This window comes from Pseudomonas sp. CROZ-RG-20F-R04-15 (assembly GCF_022662375.1).
In the GTDB taxonomy this organism is placed as follows: domain Bacteria; phylum Pseudomonadota; class Gammaproteobacteria; order Pseudomonadales; family Pseudomonadaceae; genus Aquipseudomonas.
Genome location: NZ_JAKNQL010000001.1, coordinates 894,224 through 912,680 on the forward strand (window position 1 = coordinate 894,224; position 18,457 = coordinate 912,680).

At 60.1% G+C, this 18,457-nt stretch carries 20 protein-coding genes; 8 read left to right on the forward strand and 12 right to left on the reverse strand.

Annotated elements, in window-relative coordinates; translation table 11 throughout:
* Positions 1-145 precede the first annotated feature (145 nt).
* Positions 146-580: a MarR family transcriptional regulator gene (locus L8H52_RS04070; protein ID WP_016984207.1), complete on the forward strand. Its 435-nt coding sequence runs from the start codon at positions 146-148 to the stop codon at positions 578-580.
* Between the two features lie 127 nt (positions 581-707).
* Positions 708-2,477, forward strand: a complete 1,770-nt coding sequence (locus L8H52_RS04075) for a FimV/HubP family polar landmark protein (RefSeq protein WP_242204398.1) — start codon at positions 708-710, stop codon at positions 2,475-2,477.
* Positions 2,478-2,621: 144 nt separating this feature from the next.
* Here L8H52_RS04075 and L8H52_RS04080 read toward each other — a convergent pair whose 3' ends face one another.
* Positions 2,622-4,823, reverse strand: coding sequence for a patatin-like phospholipase family protein (locus L8H52_RS04080; RefSeq protein ID WP_242204397.1), 2,202 nt, complete (start codon positions 4,821-4,823; stop codon positions 2,622-2,624).
* A 71-nt stretch (positions 4,824-4,894) separates the two neighbouring features.
* Here L8H52_RS04080 and L8H52_RS04085 point away from each other — a divergent pair, with 71 nt between their 5' ends.
* Positions 4,895-5,182 carry a SelT/SelW/SelH family protein gene (locus L8H52_RS04085; RefSeq protein WP_093442622.1) on the forward strand — a complete coding sequence of 96 codons (288 nt, stop codon included), beginning with the start codon at positions 4,895-4,897 and terminating at the stop codon, positions 5,180-5,182.
* Here L8H52_RS04085 and L8H52_RS04090 read toward each other — a convergent pair.
* A complete protein-coding gene (locus L8H52_RS04090; protein WP_242204394.1) occupies positions 5,176-6,069 on the reverse strand; it encodes a DMT family transporter in 894 nt (297 codons plus the stop codon). The two genes, L8H52_RS04085 and L8H52_RS04090, sit on opposite strands and share 7 nt — an antisense overlap.
* 73 nt (positions 6,070-6,142) lie before the next feature.
* On the reverse strand, positions 6,143-6,907 hold the full coding sequence (locus L8H52_RS04095; protein ID WP_242204392.1) for an AraC family transcriptional regulator: 765 nt from the start codon (positions 6,905-6,907) through the stop codon (positions 6,143-6,145).
* Positions 6,908-7,043: 136 nt separating this feature from the next.
* Between L8H52_RS04095 and L8H52_RS04100 the strand changes: the two genes are divergently transcribed.
* Positions 7,044-7,859, forward strand: a complete 816-nt coding sequence (locus tag L8H52_RS04100; RefSeq protein WP_242204391.1) for a UDP-2,3-diacylglucosamine diphosphatase — start codon at positions 7,044-7,046, stop codon at positions 7,857-7,859.
* 122 nt (positions 7,860-7,981) lie between these two features.
* Here the strand turns inward: L8H52_RS04100 and L8H52_RS04105 are convergent, their stop codons facing one another.
* A complete protein-coding gene (locus L8H52_RS04105) occupies positions 7,982-8,572 on the reverse strand; it encodes an HD domain-containing protein (protein WP_242204390.1) in 591 nt (196 codons plus the stop codon).
* A gap of 22 nt (positions 8,573-8,594) precedes the next feature.
* Positions 8,595-8,906 (reverse strand): DUF962 domain-containing protein, encoded by a 312-nt coding sequence (locus tag L8H52_RS04110; protein WP_064390809.1) that lies wholly within the window; start codon positions 8,904-8,906, stop codon positions 8,595-8,597.
* A gap of 164 nt (positions 8,907-9,070) precedes the next feature.
* Between L8H52_RS04110 and L8H52_RS04115 the strand changes: the two genes are divergently transcribed.
* Positions 9,071-10,132, forward strand: a complete 1,062-nt coding sequence (locus L8H52_RS04115; protein WP_242204387.1) for an AraC family transcriptional regulator — start codon at positions 9,071-9,073, stop codon at positions 10,130-10,132.
* Here L8H52_RS04115 and L8H52_RS04120 read toward each other — a convergent pair.
* Positions 10,089-11,543 carry a TrkH family potassium uptake protein gene (locus L8H52_RS04120; protein ID WP_242204385.1) on the reverse strand — a complete coding sequence of 485 codons (1,455 nt, stop codon included), beginning with the start codon at positions 11,541-11,543 and terminating at the stop codon, positions 10,089-10,091. The genes L8H52_RS04115 and L8H52_RS04120 overlap by 44 nt on opposite strands.
* A 121-nt stretch (positions 11,544-11,664) precedes the next feature.
* On the opposite strand from L8H52_RS04120, the gene L8H52_RS04125 reads away from it, so the two are divergent.
* The gene (locus tag L8H52_RS04125; protein WP_242204383.1) at positions 11,665-12,231 is read left to right on the forward strand and encodes a nitroreductase family protein; all 567 of its coding nucleotides are present in this window, start codon (positions 11,665-11,667) and stop codon (positions 12,229-12,231) included.
* Between the two features lie 344 nt (positions 12,232-12,575).
* On the opposite strand, the gene L8H52_RS04130 is transcribed toward L8H52_RS04125, so the two are convergent.
* The 6 genes from L8H52_RS04130 to L8H52_RS04155 form a co-directional block, all read right to left on the reverse strand.
* Complete coding sequence (locus tag L8H52_RS04130; protein WP_242204381.1) at positions 12,576-13,916, reverse strand: HAMP domain-containing sensor histidine kinase; 1,341 nt, start codon at positions 13,914-13,916, stop codon at positions 12,576-12,578.
* A 177-nt stretch (positions 13,917-14,093) separates the two neighbouring features.
* Positions 14,094-14,543, reverse strand: a complete 450-nt coding sequence (locus L8H52_RS04135) for an LTXXQ domain protein (protein ID WP_242204379.1) — start codon at positions 14,541-14,543, stop codon at positions 14,094-14,096.
* A 125-nt stretch (positions 14,544-14,668) separates the two neighbouring features.
* A complete protein-coding gene (locus L8H52_RS04140) occupies positions 14,669-15,346 on the reverse strand; it encodes a response regulator transcription factor (RefSeq protein WP_242204377.1) in 678 nt (225 codons plus the stop codon).
* Between the two features lie 7 nt (positions 15,347-15,353).
* Positions 15,354-15,764, reverse strand: a complete 411-nt coding sequence (locus tag L8H52_RS04145) for a translation initiation factor 2 (RefSeq protein ID WP_242205514.1) — start codon at positions 15,762-15,764, stop codon at positions 15,354-15,356.
* Positions 15,765-15,886: 122 nt separating this feature from the next.
* Positions 15,887-16,186, reverse strand: a complete 300-nt coding sequence (locus tag L8H52_RS04150; protein ID WP_007919677.1) for a YciI family protein — start codon at positions 16,184-16,186, stop codon at positions 15,887-15,889.
* Between the two features lies 1 nt (position 16,187).
* Positions 16,188-16,787: a septation protein A gene (locus L8H52_RS04155; protein WP_242204375.1), complete on the reverse strand. Its 600-nt coding sequence runs from the start codon at positions 16,785-16,787 to the stop codon at positions 16,188-16,190.
* Between the two features lie 87 nt (positions 16,788-16,874).
* On the opposite strand from L8H52_RS04155, the gene L8H52_RS04160 reads away from it, so the two are divergent.
* Both L8H52_RS04160 and L8H52_RS04165 read left to right on the forward strand, forming a co-directional pair.
* Positions 16,875-17,738: a PHP domain-containing protein gene (locus tag L8H52_RS04160; RefSeq protein ID WP_242204373.1), complete on the forward strand. Its 864-nt coding sequence runs from the start codon at positions 16,875-16,877 to the stop codon at positions 17,736-17,738.
* A gap of 13 nt (positions 17,739-17,751) precedes the next feature.
* Positions 17,752-18,381, forward strand: a complete 630-nt coding sequence (locus tag L8H52_RS04165) for an L-threonylcarbamoyladenylate synthase (RefSeq protein ID WP_095114461.1) — start codon at positions 17,752-17,754, stop codon at positions 18,379-18,381.
* Positions 18,382-18,457: the final 76 nt, after the last annotated feature.

Here is an 18,457-nt window from a genome sequence, read left to right on the forward strand (position 1 = left end):
CCTCTCCCTCAGGGAGAGGGCTAGGGTGAGGGGCTTTCAAGATGTAACGATTCAGTACAGACCGCCACTTGCCTATAACTGCAGCTCATGCTTAGCTGGCTAATAATTAGAAATTCTTTATTTTCAGTCTAACCGTGAGTGTTTTATGCCGTTAACCGATCAACACCGCTTTGGCATGCAACTGGCCCAGATGTCCCGTGGCTGGCGTGCCGAACTGGATCGACGCCTCGCCGGGTTGGGGCTTTCCCAGGCGCGCTGGCTGGTGCTGCTGCATCTGGCGCGTTTTGAAGAAGCACCGACCCAACGAGAGCTGGCGCAGAGCGTCGGCGTCGAAGGTCCGACCCTTGCGCGCTTGCTCGATAGTCTGGAAAGCCAGGGCCTGGTGCAACGCCAGTCCGTGATGGAAGACCGCCGGGCGAAAAAGATCGTCCTCTGCGCGCCAGCCCTGCCGTTGATCGAACAAATCGAAACCATTGCCACGCAACTGCGCCACGAATTGTTCGAAGGCGTCGACGAAGCGGATTTAAAGGTGTGCATGCGGGTTCACGGGCACATTCTGGGCAACCTGGAAAAATCTTGAGGCATATCCACCTGCCAGATCTTTGAGAGATCGCGCTGAGCCGACTATAAGAACTACTGGGCAATATCGTGTTCGTACCGGATGTGCGAACGCATAGAAGTCGGTTTTGCTTATTTAAGGGATGCTCATGCTCGCAAGTCGGCACGTGGTACTGCGCAGTGGCGCCAAATGGTTGCTGGTCGCTGGCATTTTCAGCTATTCGGCCGGGTCGATGGCCTTGGGGCTGGGCGATATCACTGTTCATTCAGGTCTCAACCAGCCGCTCAAGGCCGACATCGCACTGGTCGATGTCGGTGGCCTGACGCAAAACGATCTTTCGGTGAGCCTGGCCACGGCAGACGAGTTTGCTCAGGCCGGGGTCGAACGAGTGTTTTTCCTCAACGACCTCAAGTTCGTCCCGATCCTGCACGGCAATCGCCAGATGATCCGGGTGACGTCGAGCAAACCGGTCAACGAACCCTTTGTGAATTTTCTTGTGCAGCTCAATCAGCCCAATGGCCGGTTGCTGCGTGAGTACACGGTATTGATCGATCCCCCGGGTTCACCGGGTATCGTACCGGCCACTGATGAGCCGGATCCGCGTGCGCAATCCTCTGCGTTTCCCACCGTCGAACCTGCCGTGGCTGCACCGCAGGCGCCTCAAGCCAAACGCGATACCGCACCAGCCCCCACGCCAGTGACATCGCCCGCCAACGATGCACTGGCCGAGCAGTTGGCGGCCAGTGTGTTGCTGAATCAGCAATTGCAGAAGAGCGTCGACGAACTGAGCGCAAAACTGCAAACACAGGATGTACAGATTGCCGATGGCAAAAAGCAGATCACTGACCTGCAAACACGCCTGGTCGAACTTCAGCAAGCACCGCCGCCGGCCGTGGGAACACCGGTACCCGCTCCGGCACCGGTGGTGACGCCGGTCGAATCCGCGGATGAAGGCTTGAACTGGCCGTTGCTCGGTGGCTTGTTGCTGTTGCTGGGGGCATTGGCCGGGTTGTTCATACACCGTCGACGGCAACAACAACTGCAATCAGACGCACCGCTATTGGCGCAAAGCCATGAACCGGACATAGCCGAAGCCGAGTCTGTGGAACCGGTCAGTGTTCGCGCCTCAGCCGATCACCGCGAAGAACCGGCGGCGGGCGATGTGCTGGAGGCGGTCGGCATCTATCTGGCGTACGGCCGACTGGGCGAAGCCGCCGGATTATTGCGCGATGCCTTGCATAAGGAGCCGGAGCGCACCGACATCGCTTTGCAATTGCTTGAAGTACTGGGGCGTCAGGGTGACAGCGCCGCGTATGAACAACAGGAAAATCATTTGCGTGAGCAGGGCGTGGATACCCAGACGTTGCAGGATGTTCGTGCCCGACACCCGAAATTGCGAGGCACCGCAGCGTTGGCCGCTGTGTCGCCGATTGTGGCAGCAGCACCTGTTGTCGCGGCACAACTGGTGCCCGAAGCCGATTTCGAACTGAATCTGGGCGAACTGTCGATGGATTCCAGCTGGGACCTGGAAGACAGTCGCTCGGCCACGCCTGAACCGCCGGCTGACACCTCGGCGCTCGGCGCCGGTCTGCAAGTGCTGCCTCAGGACTTTGAATTGCCGCAAGCGTCCAGCGAAGATCCTGAGCTTGAGTGGATCCCTGAACCGGACGCCGAACCGCTGGATGACGATTTTCTCAATGAGTTTGCCGATGCCGAGCCGTCACTGGCGTTGCAGCCGCTGGATTTGCAGGAACCGGAGCCGGTACACGACGAAAACTCCGGAAAGCTCGAACAGGCGCAAACGTGCATTGACGACGGCGACATCGACAGTGCGATTGCATTGCTCAATGAGTTGCTCAAGGAAGGCGATGAACCGTTGAAACAAACGGCGCGGACGTTGCTGGCGGGGATTCGCTGAACCCCCCGGTCGATTTGCGGTGGATCCGATATCGCTTTCGCGAGCAGGCTCGCTCCCACATTTGAACTGTATTCGCAGAACCATTGTGGGAGCGAGCCTGCTCGCGAAGACTGACGGTCAGTCAACATCAATTCCGAACGTGGATCAGAAGGTCTGCCCCAGATTCAGATAAACCGCCTGCTCATTCGCATCATTCAAGCCATAACTGAAATTCAGCGGCCCCAGCGGCGTGTCAAAACCAATGAACACGCTCGCGGCGTTGATGTAGCCACTGTCGAAGTCATTGTCGTTATTCCACGCTCGACCACGCTCCAGCGAGGCGCCGGCGTACAACGGGAAGTCCAGCGGCAGGTACGAGCGCGGCGTCAGGCGGCGGTAGTACACCGCGCGCATCAGGCTGATGTTCTGCCCGGAAATCGCGTCTTCACGGAAGCCCGACAACTGCCGCGCACCGCCGAGCAGGAAGCTTGAGGTCACCACGTTGGCATCATCCAGCGTGCGCCCGTATCGTCCGCCGAGAATCAACGTATCCGGCCCGCGGCTCATGGCTTTGTCGATTTTCAGATCCCACTGTCGGTAACGCGTGTCCGAACCGAGCCCCGGCTCGAACTGCATCAGCGTCAGGCTGACGTCCTTGCCCTCGTGAGGGAAGTACACGTTATCCAGTGAGTCGTAGGAATACTTCAGCGCATAAAAGCCTTCGTTGAAGTTTTCACTCGGCAGATCCTGATCGCCAATGCGCACATCGGCCTTGCCCCAGGCCTCGCCGACACCGAAACGCACTTCGCCGTTGTTGCCGATCTGTCGACCGAAGTTGAGGCCGAACCCGTAGCGTTCGACGCGATACTGCGCGATCGGATCGTTGTCCAGCACCGAGTCGACGTTCTGCGCTTCGAACGATGCGTACGGCGCGACGAAGTAGCGCGAACCGACGTCCAGCGGTTGATAGAACTCGCTGTACAACTCTTGTTTGTCACCGATTTGGGCCCGGGTCAGCCATTCCGCACCGAGGCGGTTGATGCCATTGATGCGATAACTGGCGCCAAGGTTGAAGGCGCTGTCGCCGCGCATGTCGTCCGACAGATTGAGGCCGACCCGCAAGTAATCGGTGCCGCTGCGTTTGCCCCGGGCGCTGATCACCAGCGTGTGATCCTGGCCCTTGTGCACCACGCGGTATTGCACCTGCTCGAAGTAGTCGAGGCCGTACAAGGTGCCCATGTCCGAATGCAAACGCGCCAGATCCAGCGGCTCGCCGATGTGCTGGCGAATGTAGTAACGGATCACATCGTCATCGACTTTCGAGTCGTTCTCGACGCGGATCGCGGTGATGATCGGCGTGCGCTGACCCGGCGAACGCGCGGCATTGAGTTCGGCGTCCTGGGAATCTTTGGGTTTAAGCACAGCGAGGCGTGCATCGAGGATTCGGGTGGCGCGGTAACCGGCGTCGATCATCTCCTGTGCCTTGCCGAAATCGGTGACGCCGAACGCCGCCAGCGCTGGCTGGATCAGCACATCGGAAGGCTTCAGGGCCGCCAGTTGCTCTTCGGAATTACTGCGGGTCATCAGGGTGATCGACTGGTTCAGTACATCGACCACGGTGGTCAATTGCTTGCGGTTGCGCAGCGGTGTGCCGATGTCGACGACGATGGCCACGTCGACGCCCATTTCCCGCGCGACATCAAGGGGAATGTTGTCGGTCATGCCGCCGTCGACCAACAGCCGGCCATCGAGTTCGACCGGGGCGAACACCGCCGGGATCGACATGCTCGCGCGGATCACCTGGGGCAAGTGGCCTTTGCGGAATACCACTTTTTCGCCATTTGAAATGTCGGTGGCGACGGCGCGAAACGGGATCGGCAGTTTGTCGAAATCCCGGGTGTCGCTGGTGTGGGCCAACAGGCTTTCCAGCAGCAGCGCGAGGTTCTGACCCTGAATCACGCCCAGTGGCAGGCCGAGACTGCCGTCGTCGCGGAAGCTGAGTTTCTGTTTGACCAGAAAGTCGCGGTCATCCTGTTTGCGCCGGAACGGCACGTCTTCGCGCGGTGGCGCATCGGACAACGCGGCTTGCCAGTCGATGTTCAGTGCGAGCTTTTCCAGCTCATCGATCTTGTAACCCGAGGCGTACAGGCCGCCGACCACCGCGCCCATGCTGGTGCCGGCAATCGCATCGATCTTGATGCCTTGTTCTTCCAGCGCCTTGAGCACACCGATGTGTGCCAGTCCGCGCGCAGCACCGCCGGAAAGCACGAGGCCGACTTTCGGTCGCGTCGCGTCACTGGTATCGACGCTGGCGTGAGCGAATAAAGGGAGGAAACCAAGCAGCAGGCAGAACAGCAGACGGCGCATTGTGAGTCTCGGGGCAAGCGATAAAGCCGGCTATTATAGCGGCGCCCTCTGTCTCAGGAGTTTCAGCAAACATGACTGTCGCAAAAGCAGAAGTTGTCATCACCTATTGCACCCAATGCCAGTGGCTGCTGCGCGCCGCGTGGCTGGCGCAGGAACTGCTCAGCACCTTTGGCGATGACCTCGGCAAGGTGTCTCTGGTGCCGGGCACCGGCGGGGTATTTCACATCACCTGCGACGGTGTGCAGATATGGGAACGCAAGGCAGACGGTGGTTTTCCCGAGGCCAAGGTGCTGAAGCAGCGAGTTCGCGATCAGATCGATCCTGACCGCGACCTCGGTCACAACGACCGCACTCAGTGAGACGCGGCCTCGGCGGCGACGGTTTTCTTGTCGGCGCCGCCGGACATCCGCGCGGAAACGACGATGGCGATGATGATCAGTGCGCCGCCCATCAACATCCGTAGCGTTGGGTTTTCGTTGAACAGCAGCCAGGCGATGGTAATGCCGTAAACCGGTTCCATCGCAAATACCACTGCCGCCGTGCGCGCCTTGATCACCGCCAGACTGGCGACGAACAGGCTATGAGCGACGCCGGTGCAGAACACCCCGAGCAAGCCGATCCACAACCAGTCCAGTGTCCGCACGTCGCTGAGTTGCGGTGCTGCAACCGGCAGCAGACACAGCGCCACCACCACGTTTTGACACAACGCCGCCTGCACCGCCGGAATTCGCCCGGAGCTGGCGCGATTGGCCAGCGACAGCAGGGAAAACAGCAGACCCGACAAAACTGCCCAGAGCAGGCCGGTGGTTGCGCCGCTGGCCAGATCGAACGCCGGGGTTACCAGCACCAGACCAACCGTCACCAAAACGACGAGGATGATTTCATTGGCGCGGATGCGTTCGCGGAAAATCAGCCCTTCAAGAATCACCGTAAAGGCCGGGAAACTGGCAAAGCCCAACGTCGCGATGGCGACGCCAGCGATCTTCACCGAAACAAAGAAACTCACCCAGTGCCCGGCCAGCAACACGCCGCTGAGCGCCAGACGCCGCCAGTCCACGGCCTGCAGTTTCTGCCAGCCGTGTTGACTGGCAAAACGGGCGAAGAACGTCAGGGCGACAACGGCGAAAGCCGCGCGACCGAACACGATCACAGCGGGGGAGGCGGCAGCGAGTTTGCCGAACACACCGGTCAGGCCAAACATCAAAGCACCAATGTGCAGGGCACCGAGGGCGGTACGCGGAGTCATTGCAATCCTTCTATCTCAAACGCGATTTCAACTACATATTGAACCGGGTAACGGCCAGAAGTCTGTCGGCAGGCTATCGTCTTTTGTCGCAGGAATCGCGCCGAAGCTGGCCGGGAGACGAACCGAACTCACGCAGGACGGCGGCCGAGAAGGCACTCTGCGAGCTGTAGCCGACGCGACTGGCAATTTCACCCATCGGCAAAACCGTGTCGCGCAGCAGTTGCACCGCCAGATGCAGCCGCCGGCTACGGATGTAATCCATTGGCGTCTGCCCGCATTCGGCCATGAACCGCGCATGCAGACGTGCGCTCGAGAGCCCGGCGACCCTCGCCAGATCGGCAACCTGCAAAGGGTAAGCGGCGTTTTGCTCGATGTGTGCATCCAGCGCTGCATACGGCAAACGGCGGGCGGCGAGTTCGGCCGGTTGCGCATGATTGAGGCTGGCCAGCAGCAACACCGCGCCTTGCTGTGCGATCAACGGATCGCTCACCGGACTGTTCGCGAGCCAGCTGACCAACTGGCTTTGTCCCGAATCCAGCGACAAGCGCGCGGGCTGATCGAGCAAGCGGCGACTGGCCTCGGCATGCTCACCCAGCGAGTCCTTCAGCCATTGCTCATCCGGGATGTCCAGCACCAGACAGCGGCTGCCGTCGGGACTGCCGCAAGCGTGATGCGCACCGGTAGGAATCACCACAAAACTCTGTTGACGCACCTGACTGCCACAACCCTCGACCTCGAAATCCAGCGCGCCGGACAGCCCGAACACCAATTGTGCGTGGTCGTGGCTGTGGACGATCAAATCGCGGGTGTACTGGCGCAGGGTGAGGATCGGTCGCATGGCAGGGTCGTCTCCGAAGTGATCGCCAGTCTACACCGCCGCGCGCAGCCTGCGTTGTCACAGGACTGACTCGCGCTTGTCATGGTCGATTAACCGGGCAGGCGCAGAGTGGCGAAAACATCGCAGAGGGTTGCCCATGACCAGCGCCGAGCTCGCCAGACCCAGCCGTAAACAACGCGTACGCACCTTGTGGATCTCCGACGTGCATCTGGGCACGCGCGATTGCCAGGCCGAGCACTTGTCGCAATTTCTCAAGGGCTATCACGCCGACAAGATCTATTTGGTCGGCGACATCATTGATGGCTGGAAACTGCGTGGCGGCATGTACTGGCCGCAGGCGCATACCAACGTGATCCGTCGCTTGCTGACCATGAGCAAGCGCGGCACCGAAGTGATCTACGTCACCGGTAATCATGACGAGTTTTTACGCCGTTATTCGAAGCTGATTCTGGGCAACATCCAGTTGGTTGACGAGGCGGTGCATGTCACGGCCGATGGTCGACATCTGCTGGTGATTCACGGCGATCAGTTCGATGTGATCACCCGTTATCACCGCTGGCTGGCGTTCCTTGGCGACTCGGCCTACGAATTCACCCTGACCCTCAATCGCTGGCTCAACCATTGGCGTGCACGCTATGGCTACGGCTACTGGTCGTTGTCGGCGTACCTGAAGCACAAAGTGAAAACGGCGGTGAGTTTTATCAGCGATTTCGAAGAAGCCATCGCCCATGAGTGTGTGAAGCGCAAGTTGCATGGCGTGGTCTGCGGGCATATCCACCACGCCGAGATTCGCAAGGTGGGCGAGGTGGATTACCTCAATTGCGGTGATTGGGTGGAGTCTTGCACGGCGCTGATCGAGCATTGGGATGGCACGATCGAGCTGTATCGGCTGGCGGATGCGCAGGCGCGCGAGGCGGAGCTCAAGGCGGCCAAAGTCGCTGAACTCGCCTGAGCGACACAAATTCCCTGTGGGAGCGAGCCTGCTCGCGAAAGCGTTACATCAGGCAAAGTAGTGTCGCCTGACACTCCGCATTCGCGAGCAGGCTCGCTCCCACATATTGGATTGTGGTGTTCTCAAGCCGTGGTGTGTTCTTCCATCGCTGCCTTGTAAATCGAGTTCTTCGGCTGCGCAAACAACCGCTCCATCATCGGCTCAAAGAAGCTCAATGGCAGCGTGTCATACGCCGGATCAAACGCCGCCGCATCGTATTTGGCGCAAAACTCGGCGGTCGCCTGAAACTGCGGATGCTCCTTGAACTGCTCGCGCAGATGCCGATCCATGCCCAAGTGATGAAAGAAGTAGTAGCCCTGAAACACCCCGTGCTTTTCGACCATCCACAGATTCTCGGCACTGACGAACGGCTTGAGAATCGCCGCAGCAATGTCCGGATGGTTATACGAGCCAAGCGTGTCGCCAATGTCATGCAGCAACGCACACACCACATATTCCTCGTCGCGCCCATCACGAAAGGCGCGGGTCGCGGTTTGCAACGAATGGGTCAGGCGATCCACCGGGAAACCACCGAAATCGCCTTCGAGCAATTTCAGGTGGGTCATGATCCGTGAGGGCAACTGTTTGGCGTAGGCAGTGAAATCCGCGGCGATGATCGCCCAATCTTCCTGCGTACCGTCCTTCATATGGGTGAAGCGGGCATTGGCGTTCATTGGCCATCCTCTTACTTGTTATTCAGAACGCCACGCGACCCAGAATCATGTCGCGGTACATGACAAAGTCACCGAGCAGGCTGTACAGCGGATGCTGAAAAGTCGCCGGTCGGTTCTTCTCGAAAAAGAAATGCCCGACCCAGGCAAAGCTGTAGCCAGCCAATGGCACCGCCAATAGAAGCAGCCAGGCACCTTTGGCGATGGTCATCGCCAGAATGAAAATAACCAGCGTCGTGCCGATGAAATGCAGGCGCCGGCAGGTGCTGTTGTTGTGTTCGCTGAGGTAATACGGATAGAACTCAGCGAAGCTGTTGAATTGCTTGATGTTTTCCACGACCGCGTTCTCTGTGGTTATTGTTCTGGCGACGAGTTGTTCTGCGGGTAGCTTATTTGAGTCTAGAGTGATCATTGGCGTGGGCCAGTGACAATCGGCGCCACTTTAGTATCCTTCGAAAATCAGGCCGTAACATGCGGCCCATCATGTAAAAGAATAACGCCATGAGCGAACGAACGACTTCTGCAAGCTGGGCGATGGGGATTGTCAAAGCATTGGAGATGGACGGCCTGGATTGCCGGGTTCTGTTCAAGCAACTGGGGCTCGATTACACGGCTCTGGATGATCCGGATGCGCGCTTTCCGCAAGATTCCATGACCCGCCTCTGGCAACGGGCGGTCGAGTTGTCCGGTAATCCGGCGATCGGTCTGAACATGGGCAAAGTGGTGCGACCGGCGTCGTTTCATGTCGCCGGCTACGCATTGATGTCGAGCAATACCCTGGCCGAAGGCTTCCAGCGACTGGTGCGCTATCAGCGGATCATTGCCGAAAGTGCCGACCTGAGTTTCCGTCTGCTGGAAGAAGGTTACGCGCTGATTCTGACCGTGCACGGCGACCATCTGCCGCCGACCCGGCAAAGCGCTGAAGCTTCACTGGCCTGTGCACTGGGCCTGTGCGGCTGGTTGACCGGGCGCACGCTGCATCCGGTCAAAGTGCTGGTGCAGGGTGATCAGCCGGAAAATCTGCAACCCTACAAACAAGCCTTCCACGCGCCGTTGGTGTTCAACGCGCCGTACGATGCGCTGATCTTCGAACGCGCCGACATGGAGGCGCCGCTGCCCACTGCCAACGAGGCGATGGCGCTGTTGCATGACCGGTTTGCCGGGGAATATCTGGCGCGGTTTTCCGAAAGTCGTGTGACCCACAAGGCGCGGCAGGTGCTCTGCCGGTTGCTGCCACAAGGCGAACCGAAGCGCGATACCGTGGCGCAGACCCTGCATTTGTCGCAGCGTACTTTGCAGCGCCGCTTGCAGGAGGAGGGTACGAGTTTTCAGCAGTTGCTCGATGACACGCGCCGCGAACTGGCCGAGCAGTATCTGGCGCAACCGAGCATGACTTTGCTGGAGATTGCCTATCTGTTGGGCTTTGCCGACCCGAGCAACTTCTTTCGCGCGTTCCGCCGCTGGTTCGACACCACGCCCGGCGATTACCGGACGCGGTTGTTGCAGGCGCCGAGTGCGATCAGTGACGCCAAAAGGCCGGAATACACAGTACAAACACCGTAATGATCTCCAGTCGGCCGAGCAGCATGCCGAACGACAGGATCCATTTGGCCGCATCCGGCAGGGTGGCGAAGTTGCCCGCCGGGCCGATGGTTTCGCCAAGGCCCGGGCCGACGCCGGACACGGTACTGGCGGCGCCGGTCAGCGCAGTCATCCAGTCGACGCCAAGCAGCGACAGCAACAGGGCGATCACGCAGATGGTGATGGCGAAGAAGAACGAAAAGGTCAGAATCGAACGGACGATCTCTTCGTCGAGACGGTGGCCGTTGTACTTCTGCTTGATCACCGCGCGCGGGTGAATCAACTGATTAAGGTTGGCCTTGAGCAGGATGTAGGCGACCTGGAAGCGAAAGATCTTGATCCCGCCAGCGGTCGAGCCGGAACAGCCGCCGACAAAACCCAGATAGAAAAACAGCATCAAAGAGAAGTTGCCCCACAGACTGTAATCACCGAGGGCAAAACCGGTAGTGGTGACCACCGAGGTCACGTTCAGCGCCACGTGGCGCAATGCGTCCAGCCAGTGCAGGTTGGTCGTCCACCAGTACCAGGTGCCGAGCACCAGCCAGGTCACCAGCAACATCCCGAGCAACCCCTGCACCTGCTGATCCTTGATCAGCGCTTTGCGGTTGCCGCGCAACGTCGCCACGTACAGGGTGAACGGCAGGCTGCCGAGAATCATGATGACCACCGCCACCCAGTGCACCGCCGGTTGCGTCCACTTGGCCAGGGATTGGTCGGAGGTTGAAAAGCCGCCGGTGGAAATTGCCGACATTGCATGGTTGATCGCGTCGAACGGGCTCATCCCGGCCCACCAGAACGCCAGGCTGCCGAGGATGGTGATGCCGACATACGCGGCGACGATCAGCCGCGCCACCATGTGCGAGCGCGGCATGACCTTTTCCGAGCGGTCCGAGGATTCGGTCTGGAACAGGCGCATGCCGCCGATGCGCAGCAACGGCAGAATCGCCACCGCCATGCCGATAAAGCCGATGCCGCCGAGCCAGTGCAGCAGCGAGCGCCACATCAGAATCCCCGGTGACATAGTGTCCAGCCCGCTGAGCACAGTCGAGCCGGTTGCGGTGATGCCGGACATGCTTTCGAAAAACGAGTCGGTGTAGCTGATGTGCTGGGTCAGCAGAAACGGCAGCGCGGCGAAAATGCACACCACCAGCCAACTGCTGACGGTCAGCAGATACATGTCGCGCGGGCGCAGGTGAATATGTTCCGGGCGGCCGGGAATCACCAGTGCGAGGCCGGCGACGAAGGTGATCATGCTCGCCCAGAGGAACGACGGCAGGTCGCCGGTGCGCTCGAAAATCACCAGGGTGGCCATGGGCACGATCATGGCGACAGCCAGGGTGATCAGGAAGATGCCGATGATGAAACCAATGATCCGTAAGGTCGGCAACGCCATGAAGTCCGCTCGGGCTGATGTGGGAAGGGCGCCATTCTACCCGTGAGGCAGGGCATGTAAACCGGCATCCGGTTGGCAGATGAAGCTAGAATAGCTGCACATTTTTCTCAGGAGGTGGCCGATGCAGGCTCTCGACGCGTTGCTCAACCGTGTTTCCGTTCCACGACTGGTCGAACCGGCCCCCACTGCCGAGCAGCGCGAAGCCCTGTTTGGCGCCGCATTGCGCGCACCGGATCACGGGCACTTGCAGCCATATCGCTTTCTGACGGTCGAAGGCGCGGCACGCGAGCGGATGGGCGAGTTGCTGGCCGAGGCTGCACAGATGCAGGAAGGCGAAGTCACCGACGCGATGATCGATAAGGCCCGCAACGGCCCGCTGCGTGCGCCGCTGGTGGTGGTAGTGATCGCCAAATTGCAGGAACACGTGAAATATCCGAAGGCCGAGCAAATGCTGGCGGCCGGGTGTGCGGCGCACGGGATTTTGCTGGCGGCGTATGCGCAGGGGATTGGTGCGGTGTGGCGTACGGGTGATCTGGCTTATTCGCAGCATGTGGCGAAAGGCTTGGGGCTGGCGGCAGGTGAAGAGGTGATTGCGTTCCTGTATCTCGGCACGCCGCAGAAAGAGCCGCGTGTGGCAGATAAAGTCGATCTGAGCGAGTTCGTCAGTGCCTGGCCGGGTAAGGCCTGAAGATCAAAAGCCCCTCACCCTAACCCTCCCGAAACGTCGGACCGCCCGTAGGGAGAGGGGACTGATTGGGGGATGCTCAAGAGGTACGCCGACCTGAAAGTGCTCGGCTGAATCCAGAATCGATAGCGGCTCCAATGCATTTCGAGTTCGGAGTCGATAACGGTTCCGATGCATTTCGAGTTCGGAGTCGATAACGGTTCCGATGCATTTCGAACCCAGAGTCGGCGACGATTCACGTGCCTTCCTGGCCCATAATCGACTCGGTGTTTCAGGTCGATGTCTGACGCAAGACACCTCGGTCGGCCCCCTCTCCCTCTGGGAGAGGGCTGGGGTGAGGGCGGCTCTTAGGGTTGCACCACCGCACCCGGCAATAGCGGCAATTCCAGACTCGCAATAAACCCTCCCTGCGGATGATTGGCCAACGTCAAACTCCCACCATGCCGCTCCGCCGCCCTTCGCGCAATCGCCAGCCCCAAGCCATGCCCCGCCGCCGTCTGCCCCGGCGCCCGGTAAAACGGTTCGCCCAACTGACTCAAATGTTCGGCCTGCACCCCCGGCCCATGGTCGCGCACACTCACGACAATTTTTTCGCCCTGACGCGACGCCTGCATTTCAATCGCCTGACCTTGCGGGTTGAAACGCTGGGCATTGCGCAGCAAATTGTCGACGGCGCGCTCGATCATCGTCGGCCAACCCTTCAGGTTCAGTTGCGGTTCGGCATCGAGACGCACAATCTGCTCGGGCGATCCAAGTTTCGCGTCTTTCTGTAGCGTGCCGAGAAGTACATTCAAATCCACCTCTTCAGCACTGGCGTTGTCGGCATCGACCCGCGCCAATACCAGAATTTCACTAATCAATGCTTCCAGCCGATCACACTCGCGGGTCAGGCGTGGCCAGAGTTTTTCCCGCTCTTCAGGATTGGCCCGTTCCGCCAGTGCCAGAGCAATGCGCAGCCGTGCCAGTGGTGAGCGCAGTTCGTGGGACACGTCACGCAGCAGCTGGCGCTGACTGCCGATCAGGCTCTGCAGGCGCGCACCCATGCGGTTGAAGTCGGTGGCCAGTACACCGAATTCATCGCGACGGTTGGCCAGTTTCGCCAGACTGTTCTGCTGATAAGTCGTCTGCCCGAGATCATGCACTGCGCCGCGCAAACGGCTGAGCGGGCGGGTAATGGAGAAGGTCACCAGCAGGCTGAACAAGGTCAGCACCACCAACGCGATGCCCAATGCGCTCAGCGGCCAGAGCAGACTTTCGCGGTGCCAGGCGTCGAGTTCCGGGTGCGGGATACGGTAGATAAAGAGGTAAGTGTCACCTGTTTTTTCACTGGTGAACTCATCGGTCAGGCGCCGCCAGGGCAGGCGGCGGTCATCGTTGTTCTGCCGCGCTTCGAAGGCAGCCGCGCGACGCGGGAAGGTGCCGCGCACGACCGGATCACCGCTTTCGTTGAGCACCTGAACATCGATGTGATACTGGCGTTTGCGCTGCTGGAGGATGTCTTGAGCGGCGTCTTCGCCTTGGGCTTCGTAGGTTTGCGTCCACTCGGCGGCGAGGGTGTTGAGCCCCGGGTGGCGGCTGAGGATCCACGTGTCCTGGTTGAGCATGTGCCCGAGCAGAATGGACAGCCCGGCCACCAGAGCAATGGCCAGCCAGAAGCTCGCAAGAATACGCCAGAACAGTGAGCGCACAAAGAATCCTCAATCAAACACAAATCTAAAAGGTGGGAGCGAGCCTGCTCGCGAAAGCGGAGTGTCAGTCAGTTTATATGTGTCTGATACATCGCTTTCGCGAGCAGGCTCGCTCCCACATTAGATCTAAAGCAAGAAACCCGACGGTGTTTAGCCGTCGGGTCCGGGGTTAGTGCATTATTGCGCCTTTTGCGCCTGTTGCGCTTTCCACGCCTTGAACTCGGCCCATTCGGCACGACGCTCGGCCTGCTTCTTCTGGATCTCGTCGAATTTCTTCTGTTGATCCGGTTTCAGCACCGCACGCACATCGGTCTCGGCTTTCTTGTGGTTGGCCGCCATCTCGTCCTTCATGGCTTTCTGGTCAGCCGGCGAGAGTTTTTCCAGATACTTGTCGACCACTTGCTTACGCTCGTGCATCTGCTCGCCCATGATCTTGCGGATCTGCTCGCGCTGTTCGCGGGACAGGTCGAGTTGGCTGTACGGGCCTTTGCCGTGCATGCCGTGCATCTGACCGCCGTGGCGAGCGCCATCCATCGGGCCACCCATCGGACCGCCGTCTTGCGGCATGGCCATGGCGACGGTTGGCAGAGCGGCAGCGAACATCAGAGCGATAAGAGTCTTGCGCATGGTGAATCTCCTTGTCTCGTTCCCGGTACGTTCCGGATGAGTACAGATTACGGAGATCAAGGTCAGCGGCGGTCAGCGCTGCGTAAAGCTTCGGTAAAGACGCTCGAGCGCTGACCTGACAAAACCTACAGGCTATAGAAGTAACCGCGACTGCGCAGGGCGACGATGCGCGGACGGCCGTCCGGATGCGGGCCGATTTTTTTGCGCAGGTTGCTGACGTGCATGTCGAGGCTGCGGTCGTACAGGGTCAGCTTGCGGCCGAGGGCGATTTGCGCCAGTTCCTGTTTGTCCAGCGGCTCGCCGGGCTGTTTGAGCAGGGCTTCGAGCAGACGGCTTTCGGACACGGTCAGGGTCAGTTCTTTTTCGTCGATGCTGACCACGCCGCGCACCGGGCTGAAACTCAGGTCGCCCAACTCAAGTTGCGTCGACACCGCTGCCGGGTGACTGCGGCGCAATACCGCGCGCAGGCGCGCAGTCAGTTCGCGTGGGTCACAGGGTTTGGCCAGATAATCGTCGGCGCCCAGTTCCAGGCCGAGGATACGGTCCAGCGGTTCACCACGGGCCGAGAGCATCAGCACCGGCAGGTCGGCGTGATCGTGGCGCAACTGCTTGAGCAGCTCCAGCCCGCTGCCGTCGGGCAGCATCACGTCCAGCACCACTGCCGCCGGGGCCGTTTCAGCCAAGGCCTTGCGGGCGCTATGGCCATCGTGGCAGGCACGCACGTGGAAGCCTTCCTGGCTCAGCCAGCTACTCAGGAGTTCGCACAACTCCTGGTCATCATCAATCAGTAACAGCTCGCTCATGACTCACTCAATTTAGCCATTGCCGACGTTTTCGGCTTGCTCCACTGGCAAAGATACCGCAGAGCAGCGCCAATAGCGCTACTCCGGCTCCCGTGACGAACCACTGCTGCTGATCGGTCAGCAGGCGCGGCAAGGGACTTGCCTGGGCTTCCTTGAGTTGCAGCTTGAGACGCTGGTTCTCCTGGCGCAACCGGGCAAGCTGGGCGCTCTCGCGGGTATTGTCGGCATTTTGCAGTTGTTTGCTCAGTTCTTCGCGCTGCTGCTCGCTGGCCTTGAGGCGCTTCTGCAACTCGGTGATCTGGCTGCCGGCGCTTAACGACAATGGCGTGGAGCTGCCGCCTTCGGTGGATTCCTCACCATGGGCGGGCGCCATGATCGACAACGTGACCAACATCAGACACAACGGACCCTTGCGCATCGCAACACCTGCTTCCAAATGGATATTGGGCAGGTTGTCGGCAGGCAAACGAGAATAATGAGCGATTGAGAACGCGATGAACCGACAAGGTTCATCGCGTGGGAGAGACTTGCGCAGGAAAGTTACGGCAGGACTTGCTTGAACGGCTTGACGACCACGTTGGCGTAGACGCCAGCGGCGATGTACGGATCGGCGTCAGCCCATGCTTGCGCGGCGCTCAGGGAGTCGAATTCGGCGACGATCAGGCTGCCGGTGAAACCCGCTGCGCCCGGATCATTGCTGTCGACGGCCGGGTGCGGGCCGGCCAGTACGATGCGGCCTTCGCCCTTGAGCGCTTGCAGGCGTTCCAGATGCGCAGGGCGCGCCGCGAGGCGGGCTTCCAGCGAGTTGGCGACGTCGGTGGCAATGATGGCGTAGAGCATGTCAGTCCTCGGTTTTTGGTGTTGTTGTGGTATCGGCATCGTGCAGATGGCGCGACAGGTAAATGCCCTGTGCGACCAGGAACAATACGGTCATGCCCAGACTGCCGAACACCTTGAAGTCGACCCAGATGCTCTGGAAGGTGAAGGCGACGAACAGGTTGGCAGCGCCGCAGAACAGGAAAAAAGCGATCCAGGCGATGTTCAGACGGGTCCAGACCGGATCCGGCAGGGTCAGCGCGTGGCCCATGATGCGTTTGATCAGCAGACGGTCACCGATGAAGTGGCTGCCGATGAAGGCGACGGCGAACAGCCAGTTGACCACCGGCGCTTTCCACTTGAGGAAGGTCTCGCTGTGGAAGGCCAGTGTCAGGCTGCCGAACACCAGGCAGGCGATCAGCGTCAGCCATTGGCTCTTTTCCAGCTTGCGCTGTTTGACGAACAAGGCGCCGTACACCACCAGGGAACTGATGATCAGCATCGCCGTGGCGCTGTAAATACCGCCTACAGTCACTTCATGGCCAGCGATGTCGACGACCCGTGGATCAAGTTTGTAAACGATGAAGAACAGCAGAAGCGGGATGAAATCGATGAATTGTTTCACAGTGAGAGCCAGAAGCTGGATGTGGCGGCATAATAACAAACATATGGGCGCGCGATAGCGCCAGCTGATTTGAGGTTACAACTCTCCGTGAATGTAGATTTGCACTGCCATAGCACGGCCTCCGATGGCGCCCTGGCGCCTGCGGTTCTGGTTGCGCGTGCGTTCGAGAACGGCGTGCGAGTCCTCGCGTTGACTGACCACGACACCCTCGAAGGCCTCGCCGAAGCGCGCTCCGCCGCCAATGAGTTGGGCATGCAACTGGTTAACGGCGTCGAGTTGTCCTGCACTTGGGGCGGCGCGACCATTCATGTGCTGGGCTACGGTTTCGACGTCAACGCCGCGCCGTTGGTCGAGGCGATCGCCAAATTGCACGATGGCCGCTGGCTGCGGTCGGAAGAAATAAGCCGCAAGCTCGCGCTTAAAGGCATGCCCGGCGCGCTCGACGGCGCCCGGAAAATCCAGCAGGAGCTGGGCGACAGCGGCAACGCGCCGGCCCGTCCGCATTTCGCCGACTGGATGGTGCGTGAAGGTTTTGTAAAGGATCGCGCCGAGGCCTTTCGCAAGTGGCTCGGCGCCGGCAAGCTCGGTGACGTCAAGTTGCACTGGCCGACGCTGGAAGACACGGTCGGTACGCTGCGCGCCGCCAATGCCTGGGTCAGTCTGGCGCATCCATGGCACTACGATTTCACCCGCAGCAAGCGCCGAAAGCTGATTGCCGACTATATTCAAGCAGGCGGGCATGCAATCGAGGTGGTCAATGGCCATCAGCCTGCGGAACAGGTCGGCAGCCTGGCAATCCTTGCCCGTGAGTTCGGTCTGCTGGTCAGCGCCGGCAGTGACTTCCATGGCCCTGGCGGCTGGTCCGAGATCGGCCAGTACCGGCCGGTTCCCGAGGACCTTCCACCCCTGTGGTGTCGGTTCAAACATGACACAGATATTGCCGCCGTCTGAACAGGTAGAGAATGTGAGTCAATTTTTCCAGATACATCCGGAAAACCCACAAGCGCGCCTGATAAAACAGGCGGTCGAGATCATCCGCAAGGGCGGGGTGGTGGTTTATCCCACGGACTCTTCCTACGCTATCGGTTGCCAGATCGGCGACAAGACCGCGATCGAGCGCGTGCGCCGCCTGCGTCAGCTCGATGAAAAGCATAACTTCGCGCTGATCTGCAGCGACCTGTCGCAGTTGGGCAACTACGCCAAGATCGACACCGGTACCTTCCGTATTCTCAAGGCGCATCTGCCGGGGCCGTACACCTTCATTCTCAACGCCACCCGCGAAGTCCCGCGTCTTCTGCTGCACCCGAAGAAGCGCACCATCGGCCTCCGGGTTCCGAGCCATCCGATCGCGCTGGCGCTGCTGGCCGAGCTCGGCGAGCCGCTGATGAGCGTGACCCTGATCATGCCCGGCGACGAAGACCCGCTGAGCGATCCGTACGAAATGCGTCAATTGCTTGAGCACCAGGTGGATTTGATCATCGACGGCGGCTTCGGCGGCATCAAGGCCTCCACGGTGATCGACCTGACCGGCGACGACCCGGAAGTGGTCCGCGTTGGTTGCGGCGATCCGACGCCGTTCATGGTCGAGGCCTGAATGTCCGCAGTGGAAACCGTTGTCGATCCCCAGGCCGGCGCTCAGCAGGAACTGCCGTTTGCCATGGTCTATGGCC